The organism is Amycolatopsis sp. cmx-4-54, from assembly GCF_046548895.1.
Classification (GTDB): Bacteria; Actinomycetota; Actinomycetes; order Mycobacteriales; family Pseudonocardiaceae; genus Amycolatopsis.
On the sequence record NZ_JAEBEJ010000007.1, the window covers coordinates 59,386 to 82,098 of the forward strand.

The window sequence follows — 22,713 nt, forward strand, 5'->3', positions numbered from 1 at the left end:
CCCGTACTCGTTGTTCCGCCTCTGATCACGCGAGTTACGTCTCCAAACACGCGAGTTACGTCTCTGATCACGCGAGTGCGGTCTTGAGCCACGGGCGCTTCGTCCGTACCACTCACGAGACCCGGCCTGGGGCACCACCCGATCGGGTCGACCCTGCCCGTCCCGCGCGTCATTGCGCCTGGCAGGGCGCACGGGCCGGAACACTCGCCCGGTGGACGTGGAGACGATGGACGAAGTGGCCGACTGCCTGCTGTCGGTGGCCTGGAACATCTTTCCGCTGATGGGGAAACCTCCCGCGCGCCCGGGGGACCGGCCTGGGGAGATCCGGACCCTTCTCGTCGACGCCTGCCACGACGCCGGGATGAGAGCCCGTGAATGGGCCGCCGAGCACGGCGCCGGAACCGAAGAAGACCGTCGGCCCTTCCTGCGGTTGGCGGAGGCCGGGACGGACGCGAACCTGTTCCTGGGCATGGTTTCCGGCACGCTGGTGCCCGATCACGAGCGGATCCGCCGCCGCTGGGCCGAGATCGAGACGCTGGCCGCCGAGGCCGTCGAGCTCGCCGGCCTGATCAAGGGGCGGCCGGTGGGCCGGCCGCCCCTCGCCACGGGAGATCAGTCCTTTTCGAGCGTCAGGTCGTAGCGGTCGAGCACCTCCTTGACGGGCTGGAAGAACGTGGTGCCGCCCTCGTCGCAATCACCGGAACCACCCGAGGTCATTCCCTGTGCCTGCACGAGTTTCGTGCCGGAGCCCGACGAGGGGCGGCTGACGAACGAGCCGCCGGAGTCGCCGGGTTCGGCGCACGCGTCGGTCTGGGTGAGGCCTCGCACGATGTTCCCGTTGCCGTAGTTCACCGTCTGGTCCAGCGCTTCGACCCGCCCGCAGTGCCAGTGGGTGGTGATCCCGGACCGGCAGATCCGGCCGCCGACGCCGACCACGTCGGCTCCTTCGATCCGCACGTCGGACCCGTCCTCGTACCGGTCGACCCGCGGCGGGGTCGAGACGTCGGAGTGCGTCACCTTGACCGTCCCGTAGTCGTTGCCGGGGAAGGAAGATCTCGCGACCTTGCCGATCGTGCCGCCGTCGCCGCGCACGGTGCCGCCGAGTTCGGTGCAGTGGCCCGCGGTGATCACGTAATGATCGTCGTCGTCATAGGCGTTGAACCCGACCGAACACGCACCGCCGTCGAAGTACAGCCCTTGCCCGCCGATCACGCTCCACAACGGACGCGGCGCGCTCTTCACGTGTTCCACCCGGACCGGGACCCCGGCGGAGGCGGCCCACGCCAGACCGGCGGGATCGCCGGCCACCACACTGACCACGACGTCGTTCGACGGCACGTCCACGTACCAGCCGGCGACCGAACCGGGCAGGCCCGCGGTTTTGTTGTCCAATGTGGACTGGATCTGCTTCAGTTCGGCGGCACTGCGCCGGAGTACCTTCGGGATCGCGCCCGCGGCGCGGATCCGCGACGACCGGCTCGCGTCGGTGGTACCGACGACCAGTTCGCCGGTCGTGGTGTCCAGCCAGGAGCCGGCGAACGTGGCGCCGAGCGAGGTGCCGATTTTCTGCTGGGCGGCGGCCACCGTGGCCGGACCCGCGGTTTCGGTCAGCACCGATGGCGCCGCCGAAGCCGGTGCCGCGAAGGCGGTTACAGCTGTCGCGGCCCCGACCAGGACGGTCAGGGTGCGCAGAGGACGTCGGATCACGAAAACCTCCATGGGATGCAGGGAATTCGTTGCGAGGTGAGTACGTTGACCGACGTTACGACAGGGCGGCACCGGCCGAATGCCGCCATTTGAGTAGCGCCGGGAATTCGCCTTTCCGGCTCAGCGGAATCGTGGGTCCTCACTCGTGTGAGTGGAGACTGCACGATTTGCCGTCCCCGATTCGCCGACCGGTGAACGACGGTCAGCGATGTTCGTACGTCCGTTCGGGAAAAGGACTTTCCTGACCGAAAACGGCCCGTCACCTGATGGTGTCCGCGCTGAACCCGTTCGTCCGCATCGGTGACGAACGCGTTTCTTTCACCAGCAGGAAACGAGGCCCGCCGTGAACATCAGGCCGACGGTGAGCACGGGCGCGGCGAACAACGCCAGCGTTCCGCCCGCGACGGCCCGCACCCGTTCCGGGAATCGCGCCGGGCGGCCCGCGTGCCGGGCCAGCCAGCGCAACCGGAGCGCGGTATCACCGCCACCTGCCGCGTGGATCGACAGCAGCGCCGAACGCACCGTCTCCGGTCCGTGCCCGGCCGCGGCCGCCCGGTCGGCGGCCAGCTCGACGAGCAGCCGGACCGCGCCGGGGAGTTCGCGCATGAGCGGGACGAACCGCAGTACGCGGCCGAGGGTTTCGGCGCAGCCGGCCAGAAAGTGGTGCCTGCCGCGCAGATGCGCGCGTTCGTGGGCCAGCACCGCGTCGAGTTCGCGGGGCGAGAGCCTGCCTGCCAGGCCTTGGCTCGCGACGATCAGGCCGCCGCGGCCGCCGAGGCTGTAGGCGATCGGCCGGTCGTCGGGCAGCCACAGCGTCGGCCCCGGCCGGGCGCCGGACAACCAGAGCACGTCGAGATGGCGCCGGTGCAGCAGCGTGCTGCGTTTCCGGCGCCGGGCGGTGGACACGGCGAGCCGGGCCGTCGCGATCGCGACCGCGACGCCGGCGAAGGCGCCGGCGAGCGGATCAAGACCGGGAAGGCCGCTGTGCCCGACGGCCGCCCAGCACTCGTGGAGGAGCCGGGTGATGGCCCCGGCGGGGCCGTGGTCCGGCAGGACGAGGAGCAGGACGGCGCCGAGGGCGCCGACGAGGACACCGAGCGCGGTCAGCAGCCACCACGCGAGCGCCGTGGCGGGGCTGATCCCGCCGGCGGTCAGCCTGCCCAGCAGCCGGGGTGAACACCAGCCGATCACCACCACGCCGAATAGGAGCACCGCCGCCAGGATCATCGCTTGCCGGGCTTCCGTCGCAGGGCCCGCCGCAGGATGTCCGACTCCTCTTCGGTGACCGAGCGCGCGAAATGCAGCAGCACCGATTCCCGGTCGTCCGAGGCGTCGAGAAGTTCGCGCAGGCTTTGCGCGGTGGCCTCCTCACGGGTCGCCACGGCGCGATAGCGGTACGCGCGATTCTCCATTTCGCGCTCGACCCATTCCTTGCGGTGCAGATTGTCGAGCACCGTCATCACCGTGGTGTAGGCGAGGTCGCGATCCCGGTTGATCGCCTCGAGGACCTGGCGCACCCGCAAGGGTTCCGCCGCGTCCCAGAGCACGTCCATCACCGACGCTTCGAGCTCGCCCAGCCGTTGCATGACACCTCCGCCGGGAACGATACTGTGCCGCTCCCGCTCAGCCGACGATGCGCCGCGCGCCCATCAGATGACCGTCGCCCTTGACCGATCGGACGTCGACCAGCTGGCCTTCGGTGGGCGCGTCGACCATCTTGCCGCCGCCGACGTACATGCCGACGTGGTGGATGGCTCCCGGGTCGCCGGTGCCGTCGTCGTAGAAGACGAGATCACCAGGGACGAGCGCGTCCAACGGGACGGCCTTCCCCGCGGTGTACTGCTGGCGGCTGGTGCGCGGTAGCGAGATCCCCGCCTGCTTGTACGCCCACGACGTCAGGCCCGAGCAGTCGAACTCGCCCGGCCCGGTGGCGCCCCATTCGTACCGCGAGCCCCGTTTGGACAATGCCGCCTGCAGCGCGTCGTTCGCGGCGCCGGGCGGGCCGAGGTAGCTGCCCTTGTCCTGGACCTTGCCGAGTTTCGCCTTGTCGGCGGCGGGCAGCTGCCCGAGCGCCTGCCGCACCTTGGCGATCTGGTCGTCGAGGTCCTTCTTGCGGTCGCGGACCTGGTCCAGCGCCAAGGTCGCGTCGTTCGCGGCGAGCTGGGCCATTTCCCGCGCGTCCTCGGCCGCCGTACGCGCTGTCTGTGCCTTGGCGAGCGCGTCGCGCAGCCCGTTCAACGCCTTGGCCTTTTCCTCGGCCAAGACCGACAGCGCGGAGGAGCGGTCGAGGAACTCCTGCCTGCTGCCGCTGTCGAGCAGCAGGACGGCGTTGCCGAGCCGCTCGCCGCTCATCGCGGACCGCGCGATCGCCTCGACCTGCGGCCGGAAACGATCGATCGCCGACCGCGCCTGCGTGAGTTCGCCGTCGGCCCGGCCGACGGCGGCCGTGGCCTGGTCGCGTTCGCTCTCGCGGGTCTTCAGCCGTCCCTGGGATTCCTGGAGATCCTCGTCGGTCTTGGCCGCCTGAGCGCCGAGTTCCTGGTAACGCCGCATCGGATCTGGGGCGTCCGGCGCCGGTTGCGCGCTCGCGGGGAGCGCGCCGAAGCCGAGGATCATGAGGGCGGCGGTGGCGGCGAGGGGGTGCCGCGGCGAACGCCGGTGTGGGGTCACGGGTGCCGAATCTCCTGTCGCACAGGTTCAACTATCGAGCTTAGTAGTACGGGGACGGCTGTGAGTGCCCGGTGAAGTACTACTAAGACGGCTAGTACTAGGTCGCATGGGAGAGGAAGCCGATCTTTGCTACGGTGGGAACCGTGAGTGTTTCTCCGGCTACTCTTCGTCGACTCGTCGCGGCCTTGCTGATGCTCGTCGTGGCGGGGTCCGGGGCCGTCGGCTGCCTGAACGGGCACGGCGATGCCCTTGCCGTCACGTCGGTCTCACCCGACTCGTCGTGTCCGCCGCATGAAAGTCACGTGCACGCCCGCCCGTTCACCGCCGTCGCGGTCCGAGGTGAGGAATCCCTGCCCATCCGGGATCTCCCGCCCCGGTCGGCGCCCGTCGTTTCGCCTGTGGTGCGTGGGAACACCCGGCTGCTCCCAATCGGCCGAAGCGGGCCCCGGATACTTGTCGAGCTGTGCGTCTCGCGGACCTGACCGGCCTCGCGCCGTCCCGTTCCGTCCCGTCCGCACAGCATAGAAAGACGAATCCTCGATGAACGCAGTCCTGCCCCGGCACACGGCGCCGGCCGTCGGCAACACGCCCGTGCTCTGGATCGACGAACAGCTCACCGGTTCCGGTAAGGGTTTCTGGGCCAAACTGGAGGGCTTCAACCCCGGCGGGATGAAGGACCGCCCCGCGCTGTACATGGTGGGAGCGGCCAAGGCCCGCGGCGACCTCGCCGACGGCGCGCTGATCGTCGAGTCGACCAGCGGGACGCTCGGGCTCGGGCTCGCGCTGGCCGGGATCGTCCACGGGCACCCGGTCACCCTGGTCACCGATCCCGGCATGGAGCCGATCGTCCGGCGGATGCTCACCGCGCACGGCACCCGCGTCGACCTCGTCACCGAGCCGCATCCGGTGGGCGGCTGGCAGCAGGCGCGCCGGGACAGGGTCCAGCGGGTGCTGGCGGAGCAGCCCGGCTCCTGGTGCCCCGACCAGTACCACAACCCGGACAACGTGACCGCGTACGCGACCTTGGCCGACGAACTGGCCGCGCAACTGGGCCGGATCGACGTACTGGTGTGCTCGGTCGGCACCGGCGGGCATTCGGCCGGGACCTTCCGCGCGCTACGGCGGTACTTCCCGCAGCTGCGCCTGGTGGGCGTGGACACCGTCGGGTCGACGATCTTCGGGCAGCCCGCCACCGCGCGGCTGATGCGCGGGCTCGGGTCGAGCATCCATCCGCGCAACGTCGACTACGACGCGTTCGAGGAGGTCCACTGGGTCGCGCCCGCCGAAGCGGTGTGGACCTGCCGACGTCTCGCCGCCGCGCAGTACGCGACAGGGGGCTGGAGTGTCGGCGCGGTCGCCCTCGTGGCCGCCTGGCTGGCCCGCACGCACGATCCGGACGTCCGGATCGCGGCGATCTTCCCGGACGGTCCCCAGCGGTACTTCGACACCGTCTACAACGACGAGTACTGCGCGGGACACGGCCTGCTCGACGTCGTCCCGGCCCGGGAACCGGACGTCATCGCGCATCCCGGCGAACGCGTGGTGGAACGCTGGACCCGGTGCCGCACGGTCGTGGACCCCGCGCTGTGACCGGGTTCGCCGAGCGGTTCCGCTCCTTCGACCGGCCCAGCAAAGTGTTGATGGTCAACCAGTTCACCATCAACGTCGGCTTCTACATGCTGATGCCGTACCTCGCCGGCTACCTTTCGGGTCCGCTGGGGCTGGCGGGCTGGGCGGTCGGCCTGGTGCTGGGGATCCGCAACTTCTCGCAGCAGGGCATGTTCCTGGTCGGCGGCACGCTGGCCGACCGGTTCGGCTACAAACCGCTCATCGTCGCCGGATGTGTGCTGCGGACGGCGGGATTCGCGCTGTTGAGCGTGACGTCGTCGTTGCCGTCGCTGATCGTCGCGTCCGCGGCCACCGGGTTCGCCGGGGCGCTGTTCAACCCGGCGGTCCGGGCGTACTTGGCGGCGGACGCGGGGGAGCGGCGCCTGGAGGCCTTCTCCGTGTTCAACGTGTTCTACCAGGGCGGGATCCTCGCCGGGCCGGTGGTCGGGCTGGCGCTGACGGCCGTCGACTTCCGGCTGACCTGCCTGGTCGCCGCCGCGGTCTTCGGTGTCCTGACCGTGGTGCAGATACGTGCGCTGCCCGCACACGAAAGCGGCGGGGGCACCTCGTCGATCCGGTCGGACTGGCGGATCGTCGCGGCGAACCGGTCCTTCCTGCTCTTCGCGCTGGTCATGATCGGCTCGTACGTGCTGTCCTTCCAGACCTACCTCGCGCTTCCGATGGAGGCACGCCGGATCACGGGCTCGGAAACGTCGGCGACCGTGCTCATCGCAGGGCTGTTCGTGATCTCGGGCGGCCTCGCCATCGCCGGGCAGCTCAAGATCACGGCCTGGTTCAAGGACCGGTGGCCGCCCGGCACCTGCCTGGCCGCGGGGATGGTGTTCATGGCCGTGGCCTTCGTCGCACCGCTGACGGTCGCCCGGGCCGGACCGGCCGCGGCCGGCGCCGGACTGCTGCTCTCCGCCGCGTTGCTGGCCGTCGGCACGGTCGTCGTCTTCCCGTTCGAAATGGACACCGTCGTGCGGCTTTCGGGCGACCGGCTGGTCGCCACGCACTACGGCTTCTACAACACGATCGTCGGCGTGGGCATCCTCCTCGGCAACCTCTTCACCGGCACCGTCTTCGACCTCGCGCGCCGGGCGGGTTTCCCGGAATTCCCGTGGCTCGCCCTGACGGTGATCGGCGCCGCCTGTGCGTGGGGGCTGCGTGCTCTCGACCGGAGCCGCCGCCTTCAGACGAGCGTCGTCCAGTAACTCCAGAAGGCCTGCAGGACCGCGACGGTGATAGCGGCGTACCAGACCACGAGAACCACGCTGTGGTACCGGATCGCCGCCTTCACCTCCGGTCCTTTGTGGAGGTTGTGCAGGGTCGTGTACCAGAAGACGGCGATGGTGACCGCCCAGACGACCATGCAGTACGGGCACAGCGCGCCGATGACGTACAGGCTCTGCAGCATCAGCCAGTGCACGAAGACGACACCGAGGGCGGCGCCCACTTGCAGGCCCAGCCAGTACCAGCGGGGGAGCCTCGCGCCGCCGAGCACCGCGACCCCGGTGGTCACGACGACACCGAACCCGGCGATCCCCAGCAAGGGATTGGGGAAACCGAACAGCTCGGCCTGCGGCGTCTTCATGATCGACCCGCAGCTGAGCACCGGGTCGACACTGCAGGTCGGGATGTAGGAGAAGTCCTTGAGCAGCGCGATCTTCTCGACGGTGAGCACGAACGAAGCCAGCAACCCGAGCGCGCCACCGATCAGCAGCACCCACGGCGTCGCCCGGACGGCGAACGGTGTCATTTCGCGAGCTCCCGGTCGATGACGGCCTTGAGCCCCTGATAGGACGGCGACCCCGAGAACTTGACGCCGTTGACGAAGAAAGTCGGCGTTCCCTCGACGCCGGCGTTCGCGCCGTCGGTGCGGTCGGCCACTACCCGGCCGAGCGTAACCGGGTCGTCCAGCGCGGTTTCGAAGGCAGGCAGGTCGAGACCCAGTTCGCGGGCGAATCCGAGGAAGGTCTCGCGGTGGGAGACCTGCTGGTCGCCCCACTCCGGCTGCTTCTCGAACATCAGGCGGTACATCGGTTCGAGCTTGCCCTGCTTACCCGCCGCCTCCACGGCCCGCGCGGCGAGTTCGGCGTTCTGATGGCTCGGGATGGGGAAGTAGCGCATCACGAAGGTGACCCTGTCGCCGTACTCGGCGCGGAGACGCTCGACGCCGGGAAACGCGGCGCCGCACGCCTCGCATTCGAGGTCGAGGAACTCCACGACGGTCACCTTGCTGCCCGCCGGATCGGAGAGCCGATGGCTGTCCGGCCGGACGAGGATCGACGCGGGCACCACCGGCGGTGCGTCCCCCTGCGCGGTCGGGGCGTCCTCACCCAGATCGGTGAAGACGAGCAACGCGGCCACGACCGCGACGACGACGGCCACGACCGTCAGGGAAACCTTCGTGTTCTTGGTCATTCTGTTGTGTCCTTGGCTCGGTTCCGGCAACTGAAAGCGGCATGGGCGTGCCGGATCAGGTGCGGGAAACGCAGAGCTGGACGAGCGGTGGAGTGGCCGTCGAACGCTTCGGCGGGGAGGACGGCGGTACTCCCGTCCCACCGGGGCGATGATGCCGGACGAGCAGGACGAGGGCGGCCAGCAGTGCCATGCCGATGCCCGCGACGTCGTCGAGGTGGTTGTCCGGAAGAGACCGGTCCGCCGAGCTCAGCAGGGCCGTCACCGGCGCGCATTCGTCGGCCGGGGTCGTGGTGTGAGTGGCCTCGGCGGCGAACAGCGGGGCGCACGGCGAGCCGGCTGCCGCCGCGCCGTCACTGCACAGGGCGCCCTGCAGAAGGGCGACGGCGGTGAGCACGGCCAGCACGGCGAAAAGCCGCGCGGTCAGCCTCACAGTCCGTCTGCCGGTCACGCGATGCAGGGTAAAGGTGACCTTGTAAAGCCAAGGCGAACTCGGACAAACCGGCCTAGGCTGATCGGCGATCCCCGAGCGAAAGGACGGCTGACCTTGCCGAGCTTCAAGGATGTCTACGCGGTCCTGCCGGTCTCCGACCACGCCGCCGCCGTCACCTGGTACGAGCGGTGGATCGGACGGCGGCCCGACACCGAACCCATGGAAGGCGTCGCGGAATGGCGGATCACCGGTAACGCCGGGCTCCAGGTGGCACACGATCCGGAAACCGCGGGTAAGAGCACCGTGGTCCTCGTCGTCGAGGACATCGGCGAAACCGTCGGCAGCCTCGCCGAGCGGGGGTGGACTGCGGTCCGATCCAGGACTTCGGCTTCGTCAAATTGACCGAGATCGTGGATCCGGCGGGCAACAAGGTCACCTTCGTCTGGGAGAACCCCGACTTCGGCCCGGAGTAGGCGGGCCAATCCTTTCCGGAAAATGACGGCATCGCGCGGAGCGTTGCCCGTGGCGGGCCGCCGATGGTCCGATTCCCTCCGTCATCGACACTGGAGGGAATCCCATGAAGCATTCGAGGCGCAAGACCTTCGCGCTGGCGCTGCTGGTGCCGTTCGCCGCGCTCGTCACGGTGCCCGGCGCGGAAGCCGCTGAGGCGGCGACCGAACGCACGATCAAGGTCGTCACCTACAACGTGGGCGACGCGGGCGGTCTCAAGGCCGACCTCGTCCGTCTCATCGAGACCGAACGCCCCGCCGTCATCGGGCTGCAGGAGGTCGCCGACCGGGAGGAGGTGGTGAAGGAGGCCGCGGCCGCGACCGGGTACGTCCCCCTCTACGAGTCGGACCGCCGCGCGGTCAAGCACAACGCCATCCTGGTGCGGGGCAACATGACCATCACCGGCCACGGTGCCGGCGAGATCTCACCCGCGTCCAAAGTGGACCCGTCCACACCCGGTACCGGCCCCGCGGAAGCAGGTGACTGCGGTTGCTGGGTGCCGCCGAAGTACGTGAACTGGGTGCGGGTGGGCGGCGCGGGCTTCGAGTGGGTCGTGGGCGTCGTGCACCTCACCCCGTCCGCGCAGCGCTTCGACCTCAACCGCGAACTGCACAACCTGCAGGTCCGCAACACCGCGGACTGGTTCTCGTCACGCGCGGCCGAACCGATCGTCATGGGAGACTTCAACGCCGAACCGGGTTCGGACCTGATGACCGGTCTGCGGCGGGTGGCCGATTCCTCCGGCGCGCCGAGCCACGGCGACAGGTCCATCGACCATGTGTGGGCGAAGAAGGACTCGGCCGGGACCGAGGTGGCCGCCCTCGGCGGCTACGGAAGTGACCACCGTCCGGTGCGCGCCCGGGTGACGGTGACCCGATGATGCGGCGCACCCTGATCGCCGTCCTGTGCGGCGTCAGCCTCCTGACGGCCGTGCCTGCCGCGGCGGCCGAAACCGGGCCCCGCGACGAGTCGCTTGACTTCCGGTTCCCGGCGGCGGATCTGATGCGGGTACCGGAGACGAACACCTACGTCGCGGTCGGTGCGAGTGTCCCCGGCAAGAAACTGCCGTACACCGAAATCGAGTTCAGCGGCGGATCGTTCCAGCGCCGAGGCGCTGTCGACGGCGACGCCTGGGACGACGTCACGTTCCCCGCGGGTTACTGGGCGAGACCCGACTCTCCACTGTGGACACCGGCGTTGTTCGCGCATCAGGAGGACGGCCGCGTCGTCTACTACGTCTTCTACAGTGCTGCGCTTCCCGGCCCCGAACCCGCCGGACAGGCGAAGCACTGCATCGGTTACGCCACCTCGCTGCGGGCCACGGGAGGGTTCGTCGCCAACGCCGATCCGCTGTTCTGCCCGGAGCGCGGATGGGCGATCGACGCCGACGTGAGCAGGGGACAGGGCGAGGTCTGGCTGACCCTGCGCAACGGTGCGTGGACGCAGGACCGCGTCACCGCGCTGGGGGCGGCGAAGCTGGAGTTCGATCGGCCCCGCCACGTGCGGCGGATAACCGAAGCCGACGCGACGAAGCTCATCGACAACGCGAATCTCGAGTGGACACACCACAACAGCCCGTCGGACGACGTCCTCACGATCGAGAATCCCAACGCCGTCCGCATCGACGGTGACTGGTACCTCTTCTACTCGGGAAACAACTGGTACGCGAACCGCTACTCGACCGGCGTCGCCTACTGCGGCACCGCGCTGACCGACAACCGGTGCACTCCGATGGCCGGGCAGCGCGCGTATTTCTCCTACCAGCCGGACCCGGACGCCGAGCCGCGGTTCCGGCCGGGCCTGCCGGACCGGTTCCGCAAGAAGAACCTGCCGGGCAACAAGCGGGGTCCCGGCGCGTTCAACGCTTTCCAGGCGCCTGACGGTTCGTGGTGGGCTTCGTGGAACTACATCACCGACGCGAGCTTGCTTCCGCATGAGGATCCTTCGCCGGAACGGCGGAGCCGGATCGCGAAGCTGACGAAAACCGGCAGCGGGGCCGCGGCCGAGTTCAGCGTGAGCTGGTGACCCACGGGATGCGACACCAACGGAGTCGAGAACCATGACCTCCGCGCTCGAAGATCCGACGATGGCCCTCGGCCGGGAGTGACGGACGGCCGGCTCCTGCGGTGATGGCCGAGGGAGCCGGCCGAAACCACCTGTTTCTCGGCGGGCGTGGTAGGGCGAGCCCTACCACCAGGTGTAGCGCAGCCGCGACGACGAGTCCGCAAGCTGCCCCGATGGTCCGGGACGAGGCGAGCCGCGATGCTGGATCCCATCGATCCGAAGTACCCGAACGAAGGAAATGTATGTCGAGAGTAGGTTCCTTGCGCCGCAACCTGGTTCGGGCCGCCGCGGTCGCACTGGCAGGTGCCGCCTGCGCGCTCGCGGTGCCCGGCAGCGCCGGTGCCGTGGTGAACGGGAAGAACTCCACCGAGCGGTACGAGTTCATGGCCTCGATCCCGGAGATCGTGCCGGAGTTGAACAACGCCAAAGGTGTCTGCGGGGCGGTGCTGATCCACCCGCAGTGGGTGGTGACCGCGGCGCACTGTGTCGACCCGGGGAACAACCCGGCTCGGCCGGAGGGGACGGTGCGCATCGGCAGCGAGCGGCGGACCTCCGGTGGCACCGTGCGCACGATCGACCGCTGGGTGCGCCACCCCGGCTACCAGCCGGGTGAGCCGAACAAGAACGACATCGCGCTGGTGCGCCTGGACCGCCCGGTCCCCGAACAGCCGATCCGCATCGCCGACCGTCCCGGCCGCCCCGGCACGCCGACCCGTCTGCTGGGCTTCGGCACCACGGTCGACACCGCCGACATCACCGAAGCGGTCTTCCCCGAACGGCTCCAGCAGCTGGACACCCGCCGCGGAGCGGTGTCGGAATGCTCGCCCGGTTACGCGGACTCGACCCGGCTCTGCACGATCAGCCGCAAGCCCGCTGCGATGGCGTGCATGGGGGACTCCGGCGGTCCGCAGATCCAGCGCGGGAAGTGGGGCCGGTGGGAGCTGATCGGCGTCACCTCCGGCCCCGGTGACAACGACGTGCCCTGCGCCAACGGACCCGGCCTCTACACCAGCGTGCCCGCTTACACGGGCTGGATCCAGCGCACCATCCACGGACACCACTGACGCTCTTGCGCTCCGGCAGCGGGCGAGGACGGTGACTTGACCGCCCTCGCCCGTTTGCCTGCGCTTCACCGGGATGCGAGTGCCTCCAAAGACGTGTGCAGGGTTCGAGATGATGTGCCTCGACTTGTCCGCGGCCTTGCTGTAGTAGCGCGCCAGGTACACGGCTTTGTTTCCGGCACCGCACCGGAGGACGTAGAGGTTCCTGCCGTGCGAAGTGCTGTAGACGATGAGTCCGCTGACCGTTTTTGCGAAGGCGCGGTCGGTGCCACCGCGTTCCTCAGCGCCTCCACATCGCCGTCGACATGGAATAGAGTGAACCGGATATCCGAAAGGGAAAGGCGTTGTGCATGACGAGTCGGTTCGAATGGGCGACCATCGACAGCGTGGATCCGCGGCGGCTGGCGGATTTCTGGTGCGGCGTTCTGGGTTATGTCGTCTATGAGGACAAGAACGGCGCCGCGGTCGGGATCGGCCCCGATCCGGAGGAGCCGGACGAACAGCGGCTGGCCGCGCTGCGTGGCGGGCCCGCTGTGCCGAATATCGTCTTCGTCCGTGTTCCCGAGGCCAAGACCCCCGCCAAGAACCGGCTGCACTTCGAGATCTCCCCGATCGACAGTGACCAGCAGACCGAACTGGAGCGGTTGCTCGCGCTCGGCGCGTCCAAGACCGATGTGGGACAGGGAGACGGCCGGTCCTGGGTGGTACTGGCCGACCCGGAAGGAAACGAGTTCTGCCTGGCACGCAGCCTCGCGCCGGGGGAATTCGACCTTTAGCCCGGAATGCCGGAGAGCCTGCCTGTGCGAGCACAGGGTGCCACGAAAAAGCCGCTCGGCTCGGGTCTTCACCCAAGCCGAGCGGCTTCGTCTTCCGGTTGTGCACGCTCGCCTGCGGTGGCGCCATCCGCACCGAGAAGGAGTTCGGCGCCTTGTTCGCCGAGGCCGGCCTGCAACTGGCGGAGGTCAGCGGAAAGCAGCCCGGAACGCATACGAACATCCTGCGTGCCGTCAAGATCTGAGTATCCGCGCGGCAGAAGAGGCCGAGTATGGCGATCGACCCCGGCGCGTTGACAGCGATGCCGCGGCGGGCCTCGTTCAGGCGGTCACCGGTGACGATCCCCGTCCGGCGTTACCGGCCAGGGCAGGCCACGCGGCCATCGCGGCGTCCACGATGCCGTCGAGATCCGCATGGGTGGCGCCGTCCCTGGCCTGGATGGACAGGCCCTGCAGCACGGCCGAGTAGAAGGCGGCCACCTTGGCCGTATCCGTATCCCGCGCCACATCGCCGTCGGTGATTCCCCGCGACACCCGGTTCCGCATGGTCGCCGAGGTCGCGCGTCGCAGATCCGCGAGCAGCTCGCGGACGGCCTGGTGCTGCGGGGTGCCGGTGTTGGCGGCCAGGACGATCATGCAGCCGGGCGGGGTGGCGGGATCGGCGTAGGACTTGGCGTAGCCGCGCAACATGACCTCGATGGCCCGCCGGGCCGTCGGCTCGTTCCGCAGTGCCTGGTCCGCGTCGTAGCCCTCGACGGAGTTGTAGAGGTTCACGGCTTCGCGAAACAGCTGTTCCTTGCTGCCGTACGCGGCGTAGAGGCTCGGCGGGTTGATCTCCATCGCGGCGGCGAGCTGACCGAGCGACGCACCTTCGTAACCGTGCTCCCAGAAGAGTTCCATCGCGCGGCGAAGCGCGGTGTCCCGGTCGAAACCACGCGGTCGTCCTCGCTCAGCCACCGGTCTGCTCCCTTCTCTGTCGCGTCGGAAACCCAAGTTACTTGACGGGGCGGACCGCGTCGTGGAAGCTTTCTGTAGTGTTCACTACAGAAAGGGAGTCATGTCGGATCTCGCTGGTAAGAGCGCGTTCGTCGTCGGCGGCAGCAGGGGGATCGGCGCGGCTACGGCTACCCGGCTCGCGGCCGATGGCGCGAACGTGGCAGTGAGCTACGCGCATGCCGAAGACAAGGCGCGGGCAGTGGTCGACGTGATCGAAGGGCAGGGGCGCGACGGCATGGCGGTCTGGCTCGACGGTTCGGACGCGAATTCCGTAACCGACGCCGTCGAGCAGGTGGCGGTCCGGTTCGGCAAGGTGGACATCCTTGTCAACTGCGGCGGATTCTTCCCGTACGGGCTGCTCGAAGACGTCACGCTGGACCAGTTCGACGAGGCCATCAACGTCCACGTGCGCACCGCTTTTCTCGCCGCGCAGGCCGCGGTGCCGCATATGGCGGACGGTGGACGGGTGATCAACATCGGCTCGGCGTATGTCGAGCGTGTGCCGTTTCCCGGTGTCAGCCTGTACTGCCTGAGCAAGGCCGCGCTGACCGGCTTCACCAAGGCGCTGGCCCGCGAGCTCGGCCCGCGGGGGATCACGGTCAACCTGGTGCACCCCGGCCCTACTGACACCGACATGAATCCGGCGGACGGGCCTGACGCCGAAGGGCAGCGCGAGATCACCGCCTTGGGGCACTACGGCTCCGCGAGTGATATCGCCGCCAGTATCGCGCACCTTTCCGGTGAGGGCGGCCGGTACATCACGGGGGAGTCCCTTGCGGTGGATGGAGGCTGGGCCGTCTGAGCAATTGATGATCGACACAAAAATCAGCGCGCGTCGCGGCCACGCCTGACGATGACGCCGTTCGCTGATCACAAGTAAAACCTGGCCGGCAGACAATGTGACCTCATTGTCCGCCGGCCCGCGCATTTATTCGCCACTGCGGTGATTACCCTGTGATTGTAAAGGGATTCGCAAGCCCCCGAATGCTTGAAGGACTAGTCCTTTCGTGGTAGCTTGCCGGTAATGGATGCGGTCCGGTGGTCACGGACGGCATTCTGGGGATTGAATGACATGCCGGGCAGGGGAAGTGAAGCCCATAGCCGTGGGCTTTGCCGGGTCATGGCGAAAGATACCGGGCGGGGGAGTGTTCTTGTGCCCGGTCGACAGGTGATTTCTGAGGGGAGTAAATGCGATGGTTACGGTTGCGCGATCGGATCGGCAATATCCGGACCTTACCAGTGGCTATAACCAGCGATGGATCGGCACGCCGGAGTCGGTGGCCATGATCGAGTCGGTTGAGCAGGTCGTGCACGTAGTACAGGAGGCGGTGCGCGACGGCAGGAGAATTTCGGTGAACGGCGCCGGGCACTGCTTCGAGGACTTCGTGTACAACGACGATGTCGACGTCGTCGTCAACATGAAGAACCTCGACGGCGTCTACTTCGACCCGAGGATGAACGCGGTCGCCGTCGAGGCCGGCGCGAACCTGCTCAACGTGTACGAAAAGCTGTACGAATCGTGGGGGGTGACGATTCCCGGCGGAATCTGCTATTCGGTCGGCGTCGGCGGCCATGTCTCCGGCGGCGGCTGGGGTGCGTTGTGCCGTAAGCACGGCCTGGTCGTGGACCATCTCTACGCCGTCGAGGTGGTGGTCGTGGAGAAGTCGGGAAAGGCACGTTCGGTGGTGGCCACCCGGGAGAAGGGGGACCCGAACCGTGAACTCTGGTGGGCGCACACCGGTGGCGGAGGCGGCAACTTCGGTGTGGTGACGCGGTATTGGTTCCGGAGCCCGGGGTCGGCAGGGGACACCCCGGATGCGCTCTTGCCGAAACCTCCGAGTCATGTGCTGCTGAGTGCGGTATCACTGCCCTGGAACAAGATTTCCGAAAAGGAGTTCTTCCGGCTGGTGAGCAACTACGGGGACTGGCACGAGGCGAACACGCGTCCGGACAGCGGCGCGGCCGGGTTGTTCGGGCTGCTCGTGCTGAACCACCGGTCGAATGGTCAGATCGGCCTGATCACTCAGGTCGATGCGACGATGCCCCGTGCGCGCGAGATTCTGGATGAGTATCTCGCGTTCCTGCTCCGGGGTGTGGACTCACCGGTCGAGCCGATGACCGTGTCGATGGGCGAGTACACGGCCATGCCGGACTGTTTCGAGCCTCAGCGGCTGCCGTGGTTGCAGGCGACGCGCTACCTGGGGACGTCGAACACCGAGCTGAACAACCCGACGCGTCGCGCCGACTACAAGTCGGGCTACATGCGCCGGAACTTCCCGGACAAGCACATCGCCACGATGTATGACAGCCTGACCAGCACGGAGATCGACAATCCCTCGGCTTCGATGCATCTTCAAGGTTTCGGCGGCAGGGTCAACACGGTGGATTCTTCGTCGACCGCTTTTCCGCACCGGAATTCGGTTTTCAAGCTTTACTGGCAGGTGCTGTGGAGCGAAGCCGACGATGACGCGAAGCACCTGGCGTGGTTGCGGAACTTCTATGGGGACCTCTATCAGGACACCGGCGGAGTTCCGGTTCCGAATGACGTCACCGACGGATGTTACGTCAACTACCCGGACATCGACCTGAGCTCGCCCGAGTTCAACCAGTCCGAGGTTCCCTGGTACCGGTTGTACTACAAGGACAACTACGAGCGGTTGCAGCAGGTCAAGAAGACATGGGATCCGAGGGACGTCTTCCGGCACGCCCAGTCGGTGCGGCTCCCGGAGCGCTGATCGGCCGCACAGCCGTAGGCTCGCGGTGCCGGCATCTCCCGGGGGAGGGAGGCCGCGGGCACCGCGAGGCTGCGGATCACGGGTCTTTCGGGATCACGGGTTCTTCGCCAGCTCGGCCAGTTTGCGGCTGGCCACACCCAGTTCCTGTTCGGTCAGATCGTTGACGAACAGGGCCGACCCGATACTGATGGGAAGCGGCAGCCGTTGCCGTCCGCTGCGGTGACGGGTGACGTCATGCAGAGCCGAAATCAGCAGGTCGTCCTCGCAGAGCGGGTGCCATTGAGGCAGATCCAGGTCACGCATGACCTGGAAGATCCGCTGTCTCTCCGCTGGGGTGACCAGCCCGCGGCGTTCGGCGACCACGGTGCTCAGTGCCATGTCGATGCTGACCGCCTCGCCGTGCAGCAGTTCCGGCAGCGCGCGCATCTCCAGCACCGGGCTGAACGAGTGGCCATAGTCGACCACCCGCTCCAGGGACTTCTCCCAGAGATTGGGCTGGAGCTCCTCGAGCATGCCGTGGATGGAGCGCTTCAGTATCTCGTTGGCGGCATCATGGAAGGACGGGCCGGGAACGGAAGATCCCGTCGTCTGGAACCCGTTCTCCAGCAAGGACGGCCCATACCGCTCCAGAAGTTCGAAGAGCCGGCTGTCCTTGATCAAGGCCATCTTGAGGATCTCGGCGAGGCCGTTGCTGATGTGCCGGCGCCCGATGGTGCGCAGGAACAAGCGGTCCGCCAGTACCCGGTCCGCGGGGGAGTAGGTGCCGAGCCGGTTCTTGTGCTCATGGAAGTTCACCCCGGTTTTGACTCCTATTCCCGCGTCGACCAGGCCGATGAGGGTGGTGGGCACTCGCACGAGCGGGGTGCCCCGCCGGTAGAGGCTGCTGGCGAAACCGACGAGGTCGAGGAGAACCCCGCCGCCGATGGCGACGATCGGTTCCCTGCGGCGGTCGATCCGGAACCTGTCCAGTGCTTCGACGACGGTGAGGACGTGCTTCCAGTTCTTTGCCGGCTCGCCGCATTTGAGCACGCAGATCTGGTATTCGACACCGTGCTGGTCGAAGTATCCGCGGATCCTTTCGCCGTAGAGACGATCGACCACGGAGTCCACGACGACGAACCGGCGGGAGGTCGGCGCCGCGGCCGCGGGCACGGCCTCCAGCAACGCCGGGTTCGCGGGATCGAGCACATCTTCACAGAGGCGGATCTCGTAGCTGACCGGCTGCGTCGCCCGGACGACCCACCGGGTCTCTGGCTCACCGGACCACCGCTGCCTGTTTGTGTCGGACGTGGTGCGCGTAAGGCTCACGTAGTGCTCCTTGAGAGGTGATGATCGAGCAGCGGGCGTGTTTCGGGGCCGTACTTACGCGTCGTCGTCAGCTTCTCGTAGGGCCGGCCCGCCGGTACATGCACGATCTCCAGCTGCATTCCCCAGGGCGTGAGGAAGTAGACCCAGCGAGAACCGGCGATCGGGCCCTGCTCGATCGTTTCGGGCTCGCCCAGCATTCGTACGCCTTGCTGCCGCCGCAGATAGTCGGCCGCCGCGTCGACGTCGTCCACGTAGAACGCCAGATGATGCCCGCCGTGGTCACTGTTCCTCGGCAGCGCCCGGTTTTGGCCCGGAGTGTCGTATTCGAACAGCTCCACGTTCATGGTCGGCCCGAGCCGCAGCATCGCGATATGCGCCGAGGCTCGGGCGTGAACGTTGAGCTTGCGGGCCATCCAATCCCCGTCCGGGTCCGACACCGGGCCGGTCAGGTACACCAGATCGGCACCGAGCACATCGACAAAGAACCCCACCGCCTGATCGAGATCCGGCACGGTGTAGGCGACGTGGTCGACGTTACGGGTGCCCGGAATTCCGCTGTTCATTCGGATCCCGTGTCATTCCACCGGTTTACGAACCGGCAGCTTGCTCGTGACCGAGGCCGGGAACACCGACAGCAGAAGCAGTTCGAGCGCGGTTTCGCCGGTGTTCCGCAGAATCGCGGCGGAACCCGATCGGCACTGGACGAAGTCGTTTTCTCGCACCGATATGGCAGGTGCTCTCGGCCCGTCGGGAAGCAGTTCGCCGGAACCGTGCAGGACGAACCAGGCCCGCTCGATCCCCGCGCGGCCCCGGGTATCCGTAGTGGTGCCGGGTGCCAGCCGGAGGTAGTCAATGGACTCGCATTCGCTGTACAGCATTCCGCGCCGCGCCAAACAGCGTGAAAGCACCACCCCGACACGCTCGTCAACGGTCCGGACCAGCCCCTGCGAATGGGTGATGATCAACGTCCGGCCTCCAGGTCCGCCTCGACCGCGAGACTGGCGACGAAGACCTCCAGCGACTCCGATGCTGCTTCGACGGAGACAACGCCGCCCAGCGGCAGGGTCAATGCGACGCCGTGCCGGAGAGGAATGTTCGCCGACGCGGTCACCGCACTTCCGTGGCCATTGAGCGTGTACAGGGTGTGTTCTTCGGTGTCGGCCGTCAGTCGCTCGGATTCGCCGGCTTCCAGCCGGAGCAGCCGCACGCGCCGCAATGGCCCGGTGAGATAGGCCTGAGCGTCGACCTCCCGGACCTCGCTGAGACTGATGACCACGGCATTGCTCATTTCGCTCCCCCTGGTGCGTCAGGTTCGTTCTCGGAAAGTACGGCGGTGGTGTGCGGACCGGATACCTCGATGACCAGCCACACGAGGTTTTCCGTTCCCGTGTTGCGCAGCCCATGGCGCGTGCCAAGGCCGTTGATGATCAGGTTTCCGGCCGTGACCTGGTGTGCTTGCCCGTCGAGGGTCATCTCCCCGGAGCCCGACACGATGAAATAGAGTTCTTCGGTACGGGTGTGGATGTGTTCGCCGCTGACGCCACCGGGCGCCAGGCACGACCACTCCACTGCTTCCCAGAACCCGAACAGACTTCCGCGACGGGCGAGGACCTTGTACTGGGCCAGTCCCTCGCCCCCGTGCATGCCGTAAACCTGGGACGGTTCGCTCAGATCGGCGACGATCACGGCGTCAACCAACGGGAAACCTTTCCGTGACGCGCGGGTCGACCAGGATCGGTACGCGTCGCTCGTGCGCTTCCGCTGGCCGGCTCGGTCGTCACTCAGTAGAATTTTAACGCGATATTCATTCGGCGCCTCGGACGAGATTCGCTTACTGGCCGGACTCGGGTTCATCCGGCCGAATTTGGCTCAATATGTGCAGATATCGCAGCTGTCACCGGAGTTCACTCCTGTTTGCGATACCGTCATGACAGTGTTGTATAGATGCGCGCTGGTGGATGAGCTACCCCCAGCATGCGCGTCACCCCCAGGCTTGCGATTGCTGATAAGTATGGCCTCTATTTCGAGAGTGCCCACGCTTGCGGTGGTTGTCAAGGGTGGCGAACGGTGTACTCGTAAACGATCAAAGTCGACTGACGCTTTGGATCATCGAATCCACGAATCCACAGAACATCGTCGTCGGCTCGAAGGGCCGGTCGATCCGCGAAATCGGGCCGGATGGCACATCCGCCTGGATTATTTCGTTGCCGGAAGACGGCGAGTCATCGAATTGATGATCAGCGCTGTTCCGCAAGCCGGGCTGCCCGCGTTTCCGGCGGCTGACGACGTGCGCCGGGCGGTGTTAATGTTGGTGTCGGCGGCTCGTTGTCCCGATATCCACGCGCCGCACACCGATGTCCATATTGGACGATATTCCGGTTGGGGAGAGGGTTCACCGCCTGTCGAATCTGAGGGGAACTAGGATGCGGGTTCAAGTCGATGTGACAGATGCTTTGCAGAACTACATCGCGGATATCTCACTGCGGGAGCCGGCGGTGCTGCGTGAGCTACGGGAGACGACGACCGAGCTGACGGCGGCGACCGAAAGGATCATGCAGGTCTCCCCGGAGCAGGGGCAGTTCCTACGCCTGCTGGTGCGGGCGCTGGGTGTCCAGCGGGCGATCGAGGTCGGGACGTTCACCGGCTACAGCCTCGTTTCCATCGCGATGGGCCTGCCTCCCGGCGGCACGGTGATCACCTGCGATGTCAACGCGGAGTGGAGTGCCATCGCGGTGGAGTACTGCAAGCGGGCCGGGGTGGCGGACAAGGTGGACGCCCGGGTCGGGGATGCCCGACAAACCCTTGCCGCGCTTCAGGAACACGCCCGTGGCTCCTTCGACTTCGTCTTCATCGACGCGGACAAGGAAGGGTACGAGACCTACTACGAGGCCGCGCTGGAGCTGGTGCGCTCCGGCGGGCTGATCGTGGTGGACAACGTGCTCTGGCACGGCGCCCTCCTGGACGAGTCCCAGTGTGACTCGGAGACCGTCGCGCTGCGGAAGTTCAACGACAGGATTCGCGACGACCAGCGGGTCGACCTCAGCCTCATCCCGTTCGCCGACGGCCTGACTTTCGCGCTCAAGCACTGAGCGACGGGGTGGAGGAGTCCGATGGTCGTTCGGTCGAGAGAAATCTACGAGAATCCCGTCTGCGGGGAGCGCGTCGTCATCCGGCGAGGTAATGACGAGGACGGCGACGAGATCGTGTGGGACCTGTACCTGGCACCGGGCGGAACCGTCGTCGGCGAGCACTACCACCCTTCCGCAGACGAACGCTTCACCCTGGTCGACGGCAGGCTGGGCCTGCGGGCGGGGGGAAGCACGCTGATGATGGACCGGGTCGGGCACAGTGTCCTCGCCGCCGCGGGTACCCGGCACTACTTCTGGAACGCCTCCGACGGCGAGACCCGCGTACTCATCCAGATGCGCGGCGGTGTCGACCGCTTCGAGCAGGTGGTGTTCCGGCAGCTGTACGGCCTGGCCAGGGACGGCCGGACCGACGCGAAGGGCAAGCCGGGCCTGCTTCAGTCCGCGGTCACCCTGCTGGAGTTCTCCGACATCGTGCGGTTCGCCGCCCCGCCGTGGCCCGTGCAGCGCGCGCTGTTCGGCGTCCTCGCGCCGATCGCGCGGGCACTAGGCCACCAGGCGATCCTGCCTGAGTACCGGACCTACCAGGCACCGGTCGTGCCCGAACTCGAACCACTTCCGCCGGAGGTGATCGTGTCGTGGTGACCATGCACGGTGATCTTCGAGCCTGAAGTCTTCGGAGGCCTAGGTGCAGTCGGGGCGCCCAGGTGGGTGTCCGGCGCCGGGGGAGTGGCCGCGGGCTGACTGCGTGATCCCGATGAGAATCGTCGTGGCTCATAGGGCCGGCCCCGGCACTAAGTGGTACTTCTTCGACACCCGAGGGCTTCCGGGATAAGCACCGAGCAGCGGTTAAGCCAGCACACGAAAGGTTGGCCCCTCGCAAACAGCGAGCGGCCAACCCTGCCGGGCAGGCAACACCCATCGCCGGGCGGTCATCGCAAGACGCTAACCCGACTGGAGTGTCGGCGGCTACCGCTGCTGGACTGGGCCTAAGTGAACGTGGCGCAGAGCTGGTGAAGGTCGATGACGTCTTCACCCTGTTCGGATCTTCACACCCTCTTTCACAGCTGGCGCCGTCTCGCCAGGGAGACAGCGACGAGTGTGGTCGTCGAGGCTGCCAATGACTGCTACGTGACTTACGACCTGGTAGGCGGGCCTTAGCTGGTGGCCGTCGAGAGGCGTCCAGGCGACGAAACCACGTTGAACGGCTGATCCCCAGGCCGCCTTCAGTTCGCCACTGAGCCCGATTGATCGACCCGTCGAGGAGCTTTGGCCCGACGGTGGTGGTGCTGTGGTGGCCGGCCACCGCCGGACTCGCTGGCGGCACCATTTATGAGAAGT

The 22,713-nt window shown here is 67.3% G+C and carries 26 protein-coding genes; 13 read left to right on the forward strand and 13 right to left on the reverse strand.

Annotated features, from left to right (window positions below):
• Positions 1–211 precede the first annotated feature (211 nt).
• Positions 212–640, forward strand: a complete 429-nt coding sequence (locus ACLJQ7_RS23680) for a hypothetical protein (protein ID WP_410650363.1) — start codon at positions 212–214, stop codon at positions 638–640.
• Here ACLJQ7_RS23680 and ACLJQ7_RS23685 read toward each other — a convergent pair.
• The 4 genes from ACLJQ7_RS23685 to ACLJQ7_RS23700 form a co-directional block, all read right to left on the reverse strand.
• Positions 613–1,707, reverse strand: coding sequence for a S1 family peptidase (locus ACLJQ7_RS23685; protein ID WP_410650364.1), 1,095 nt, complete (start codon positions 1,705–1,707; stop codon positions 613–615). The two genes, ACLJQ7_RS23680 and ACLJQ7_RS23685, sit on opposite strands and share 28 nt — an antisense overlap.
• 318 nt (positions 1,708–2,025) lie before the next feature.
• On the reverse strand, positions 2,026–2,934 hold the full coding sequence (locus ACLJQ7_RS23690) for a M56 family metallopeptidase (RefSeq protein WP_410650365.1): 909 nt from the start codon (positions 2,932–2,934) through the stop codon (positions 2,026–2,028).
• The gene (locus ACLJQ7_RS23695) at positions 2,931–3,293 is read right to left on the reverse strand and encodes a BlaI/MecI/CopY family transcriptional regulator (RefSeq protein ID WP_410650366.1); all 363 of its coding nucleotides are present in this window, start codon (positions 3,291–3,293) and stop codon (positions 2,931–2,933) included. The genes ACLJQ7_RS23690 and ACLJQ7_RS23695 overlap by 4 nt, the downstream gene beginning before the upstream one ends.
• A gap of 37 nt (positions 3,294–3,330) precedes the next feature.
• Positions 3,331–4,377 (reverse strand): NlpC/P60 family protein, encoded by a 1,047-nt coding sequence (locus tag ACLJQ7_RS23700; RefSeq protein ID WP_410650367.1) that lies wholly within the window; start codon positions 4,375–4,377, stop codon positions 3,331–3,333.
• Positions 4,378–4,917: 540 nt separating this feature from the next.
• Here ACLJQ7_RS23700 and ACLJQ7_RS23705 point away from each other — a divergent pair.
• Both ACLJQ7_RS23705 and ACLJQ7_RS23710 read left to right on the forward strand, forming a co-directional pair.
• Complete coding sequence (locus ACLJQ7_RS23705; RefSeq protein ID WP_410650368.1) at positions 4,918–5,967, forward strand: PLP-dependent cysteine synthase family protein; 1,050 nt, start codon at positions 4,918–4,920, stop codon at positions 5,965–5,967.
• Positions 5,964–7,199, forward strand: a complete 1,236-nt coding sequence (locus ACLJQ7_RS23710) for an MFS transporter (protein ID WP_410650369.1) — start codon at positions 5,964–5,966, stop codon at positions 7,197–7,199. Before ACLJQ7_RS23705 ends, ACLJQ7_RS23710 begins: the two co-directional genes overlap by 4 nt.
• Here ACLJQ7_RS23710 and ACLJQ7_RS23715 read toward each other — a convergent pair.
• Genes ACLJQ7_RS23715 through ACLJQ7_RS23725 form a run of 3 tightly spaced genes read right to left on the reverse strand, consistent with a single transcriptional unit; the run spans position 7,178 to position 8,857 of the window.
• On the reverse strand, positions 7,178–7,744 hold the full coding sequence (locus ACLJQ7_RS23715; protein ID WP_410650370.1) for a vitamin K epoxide reductase family protein: 567 nt from the start codon (positions 7,742–7,744) through the stop codon (positions 7,178–7,180). The two genes, ACLJQ7_RS23710 and ACLJQ7_RS23715, sit on opposite strands and share 22 nt — an antisense overlap.
• Positions 7,741–8,409: a DsbA family protein gene (locus tag ACLJQ7_RS23720; RefSeq protein ID WP_410650371.1), complete on the reverse strand. Its 669-nt coding sequence runs from the start codon at positions 8,407–8,409 to the stop codon at positions 7,741–7,743. The genes ACLJQ7_RS23715 and ACLJQ7_RS23720 overlap by 4 nt, the downstream gene beginning before the upstream one ends.
• Before the next feature lie 55 nt (positions 8,410–8,464).
• Complete coding sequence (locus ACLJQ7_RS23725; RefSeq protein WP_410650372.1) at positions 8,465–8,857, reverse strand: hypothetical protein; 393 nt, start codon at positions 8,855–8,857, stop codon at positions 8,465–8,467.
• Positions 8,858–8,953: 96 nt separating this feature from the next.
• On the opposite strand from ACLJQ7_RS23725, the gene ACLJQ7_RS23730 reads away from it, so the two are divergent.
• From ACLJQ7_RS23730 to ACLJQ7_RS23755, 6 genes are all read left to right on the forward strand, one after another.
• Complete coding sequence (locus tag ACLJQ7_RS23730; RefSeq protein ID WP_410650373.1) at positions 8,954–9,241, forward strand: VOC family protein; 288 nt, start codon at positions 8,954–8,956, stop codon at positions 9,239–9,241.
• A 175-nt stretch (positions 9,242–9,416) separates the two neighbouring features.
• Entirely contained in the window at positions 9,417–10,229 is an 813-nt protein-coding gene (locus ACLJQ7_RS23735; RefSeq protein ID WP_410650374.1) for an endonuclease/exonuclease/phosphatase family protein, read from the forward strand.
• Positions 10,226–11,374, forward strand: coding sequence for a family 43 glycosylhydrolase (locus tag ACLJQ7_RS23740; RefSeq protein WP_410650375.1), 1,149 nt, complete (start codon positions 10,226–10,228; stop codon positions 11,372–11,374). The genes ACLJQ7_RS23735 and ACLJQ7_RS23740 overlap by 4 nt, the downstream gene beginning before the upstream one ends.
• A gap of 281 nt (positions 11,375–11,655) precedes the next feature.
• The gene (locus ACLJQ7_RS23745; protein ID WP_410650376.1) at positions 11,656–12,477 is read left to right on the forward strand and encodes a S1 family peptidase; all 822 of its coding nucleotides are present in this window, start codon (positions 11,656–11,658) and stop codon (positions 12,475–12,477) included.
• Between the two features lie 347 nt (positions 12,478–12,824).
• Complete coding sequence (locus tag ACLJQ7_RS23750) at positions 12,825–13,250, forward strand: VOC family protein (protein ID WP_410650377.1); 426 nt, start codon at positions 12,825–12,827, stop codon at positions 13,248–13,250.
• A 98-nt stretch (positions 13,251–13,348) separates the two neighbouring features.
• On the forward strand, positions 13,349–13,492 hold the full coding sequence (locus ACLJQ7_RS23755; RefSeq protein WP_410650378.1) for a hypothetical protein: 144 nt from the start codon (positions 13,349–13,351) through the stop codon (positions 13,490–13,492).
• Between the two features lie 76 nt (positions 13,493–13,568).
• Here the strand turns inward: ACLJQ7_RS23755 and ACLJQ7_RS23760 are convergent, their stop codons facing one another.
• On the reverse strand, positions 13,569–14,204 hold the full coding sequence (locus ACLJQ7_RS23760) for a TetR/AcrR family transcriptional regulator (protein ID WP_410650379.1): 636 nt from the start codon (positions 14,202–14,204) through the stop codon (positions 13,569–13,571).
• Positions 14,205–14,304: 100 nt separating this feature from the next.
• On the opposite strand from ACLJQ7_RS23760, the gene ACLJQ7_RS23765 reads away from it, so the two are divergent.
• Positions 14,305–15,045: an SDR family NAD(P)-dependent oxidoreductase gene (locus ACLJQ7_RS23765; protein WP_410650380.1), complete on the forward strand. Its 741-nt coding sequence runs from the start codon at positions 14,305–14,307 to the stop codon at positions 15,043–15,045.
• Between the two features lie 391 nt (positions 15,046–15,436).
• Positions 15,437–16,978 carry an FAD-binding protein gene (locus ACLJQ7_RS23770; protein WP_410650381.1) on the forward strand — a complete coding sequence of 514 codons (1,542 nt, stop codon included), beginning with the start codon at positions 15,437–15,439 and terminating at the stop codon, positions 16,976–16,978.
• Between the two features lie 93 nt (positions 16,979–17,071).
• Here ACLJQ7_RS23770 and ACLJQ7_RS23775 read toward each other — a convergent pair whose 3' ends face one another.
• The 5 genes from ACLJQ7_RS23775 to ACLJQ7_RS23795 are packed head-to-tail and all read right to left on the reverse strand — an operon-like array spanning position 17,072 to position 19,984.
• Entirely contained in the window at positions 17,072–18,286 is a 1,215-nt protein-coding gene (locus ACLJQ7_RS23775; protein WP_410650382.1) for a sedoheptulose 7-phosphate cyclase, read from the reverse strand.
• Positions 18,283–18,849 carry a VOC family protein gene (locus tag ACLJQ7_RS23780; RefSeq protein WP_410650383.1) on the reverse strand — a complete coding sequence of 189 codons (567 nt, stop codon included), beginning with the start codon at positions 18,847–18,849 and terminating at the stop codon, positions 18,283–18,285. The genes ACLJQ7_RS23775 and ACLJQ7_RS23780 overlap by 4 nt, the downstream gene beginning before the upstream one ends.
• Positions 18,850–18,861: 12 nt before the next feature.
• Positions 18,862–19,251, reverse strand: a complete 390-nt coding sequence (locus tag ACLJQ7_RS23785; RefSeq protein WP_410650384.1) for a cupin domain-containing protein — start codon at positions 19,249–19,251, stop codon at positions 18,862–18,864.
• Positions 19,248–19,574 carry a hypothetical protein gene (locus tag ACLJQ7_RS23790; protein ID WP_410650385.1) on the reverse strand — a complete coding sequence of 109 codons (327 nt, stop codon included), beginning with the start codon at positions 19,572–19,574 and terminating at the stop codon, positions 19,248–19,250. Before ACLJQ7_RS23790 ends, ACLJQ7_RS23785 begins: the two co-directional genes overlap by 4 nt.
• Positions 19,571–19,984: a cupin domain-containing protein gene (locus ACLJQ7_RS23795; RefSeq protein WP_410650386.1), complete on the reverse strand. Its 414-nt coding sequence runs from the start codon at positions 19,982–19,984 to the stop codon at positions 19,571–19,573. The genes ACLJQ7_RS23790 and ACLJQ7_RS23795 overlap by 4 nt, the downstream gene beginning before the upstream one ends.
• 743 nt (positions 19,985–20,727) lie before the next feature.
• On the opposite strand from ACLJQ7_RS23795, the gene ACLJQ7_RS23800 reads away from it, so the two are divergent.
• Together ACLJQ7_RS23800 and ACLJQ7_RS23805 are read left to right on the forward strand one after the other, a co-directional pair.
• Positions 20,728–21,375 carry an O-methyltransferase gene (locus ACLJQ7_RS23800; protein WP_410650387.1) on the forward strand — a complete coding sequence of 216 codons (648 nt, stop codon included), beginning with the start codon at positions 20,728–20,730 and terminating at the stop codon, positions 21,373–21,375.
• A gap of 21 nt (positions 21,376–21,396) precedes the next feature.
• On the forward strand, positions 21,397–22,017 hold the full coding sequence (locus ACLJQ7_RS23805; RefSeq protein WP_410650388.1) for a cupin domain-containing protein: 621 nt from the start codon (positions 21,397–21,399) through the stop codon (positions 22,015–22,017).
• Positions 22,018–22,713 lie beyond the last annotated feature (696 nt).

Excerpts from the sequence above, each read along its gene's own strand:
- ACLJQ7_RS23790 (WP_410650385.1), bottom strand. The coding sequence starts at position 19,574 with ATGAGCAATGCCGTGGTCATCAGTCTCAGCGAGGTCCGGGAGGTCGAC.
- ACLJQ7_RS23780 (WP_410650383.1), bottom strand. The coding sequence starts at position 18,849 with ATGAACAGCGGAATTCCGGGCACCCGTAACGTCGACCACGTCGCCTAC.
- ACLJQ7_RS23715 (WP_410650370.1), bottom strand. The coding sequence starts at position 7,744 with ATGACACCGTTCGCCGTCCGGGCGACGCCGTGGGTGCTGCTGATCGGT.
- ACLJQ7_RS23750 (WP_410650377.1), top strand. The coding sequence starts at position 12,825 with ATGACGAGTCGGTTCGAATGGGCGACCATCGACAGCGTGGATCCGCGG.
- ACLJQ7_RS23690 (WP_410650365.1), bottom strand. The coding sequence starts at position 2,934 with ATGATCCTGGCGGCGGTGCTCCTATTCGGCGTGGTGGTGATCGGCTGG.
- ACLJQ7_RS23770 (WP_410650381.1), top strand. The coding sequence starts at position 15,437 with ATGGTTACGGTTGCGCGATCGGATCGGCAATATCCGGACCTTACCAGT.
- ACLJQ7_RS23805 (WP_410650388.1), top strand. The coding sequence starts at position 21,397 with ATGGTCGTTCGGTCGAGAGAAATCTACGAGAATCCCGTCTGCGGGGAG.
- ACLJQ7_RS23740 (WP_410650375.1), top strand. The coding sequence starts at position 10,226 with ATGATGCGGCGCACCCTGATCGCCGTCCTGTGCGGCGTCAGCCTCCTG.
- ACLJQ7_RS23705 (WP_410650368.1), top strand. The coding sequence starts at position 4,918 with ATGAACGCAGTCCTGCCCCGGCACACGGCGCCGGCCGTCGGCAACACG.
- ACLJQ7_RS23695 (WP_410650366.1), bottom strand. The coding sequence starts at position 3,293 with ATGCAACGGCTGGGCGAGCTCGAAGCGTCGGTGATGGACGTGCTCTGG.
- ACLJQ7_RS23735 (WP_410650374.1), top strand. The coding sequence starts at position 9,417 with ATGAAGCATTCGAGGCGCAAGACCTTCGCGCTGGCGCTGCTGGTGCCG.
- ACLJQ7_RS23745 (WP_410650376.1), top strand. The coding sequence starts at position 11,656 with ATGTCGAGAGTAGGTTCCTTGCGCCGCAACCTGGTTCGGGCCGCCGCG.
- ACLJQ7_RS23720 (WP_410650371.1), bottom strand. The coding sequence starts at position 8,409 with ATGACCAAGAACACGAAGGTTTCCCTGACGGTCGTGGCCGTCGTCGTC.
- ACLJQ7_RS23765 (WP_410650380.1), top strand. The coding sequence starts at position 14,305 with ATGTCGGATCTCGCTGGTAAGAGCGCGTTCGTCGTCGGCGGCAGCAGG.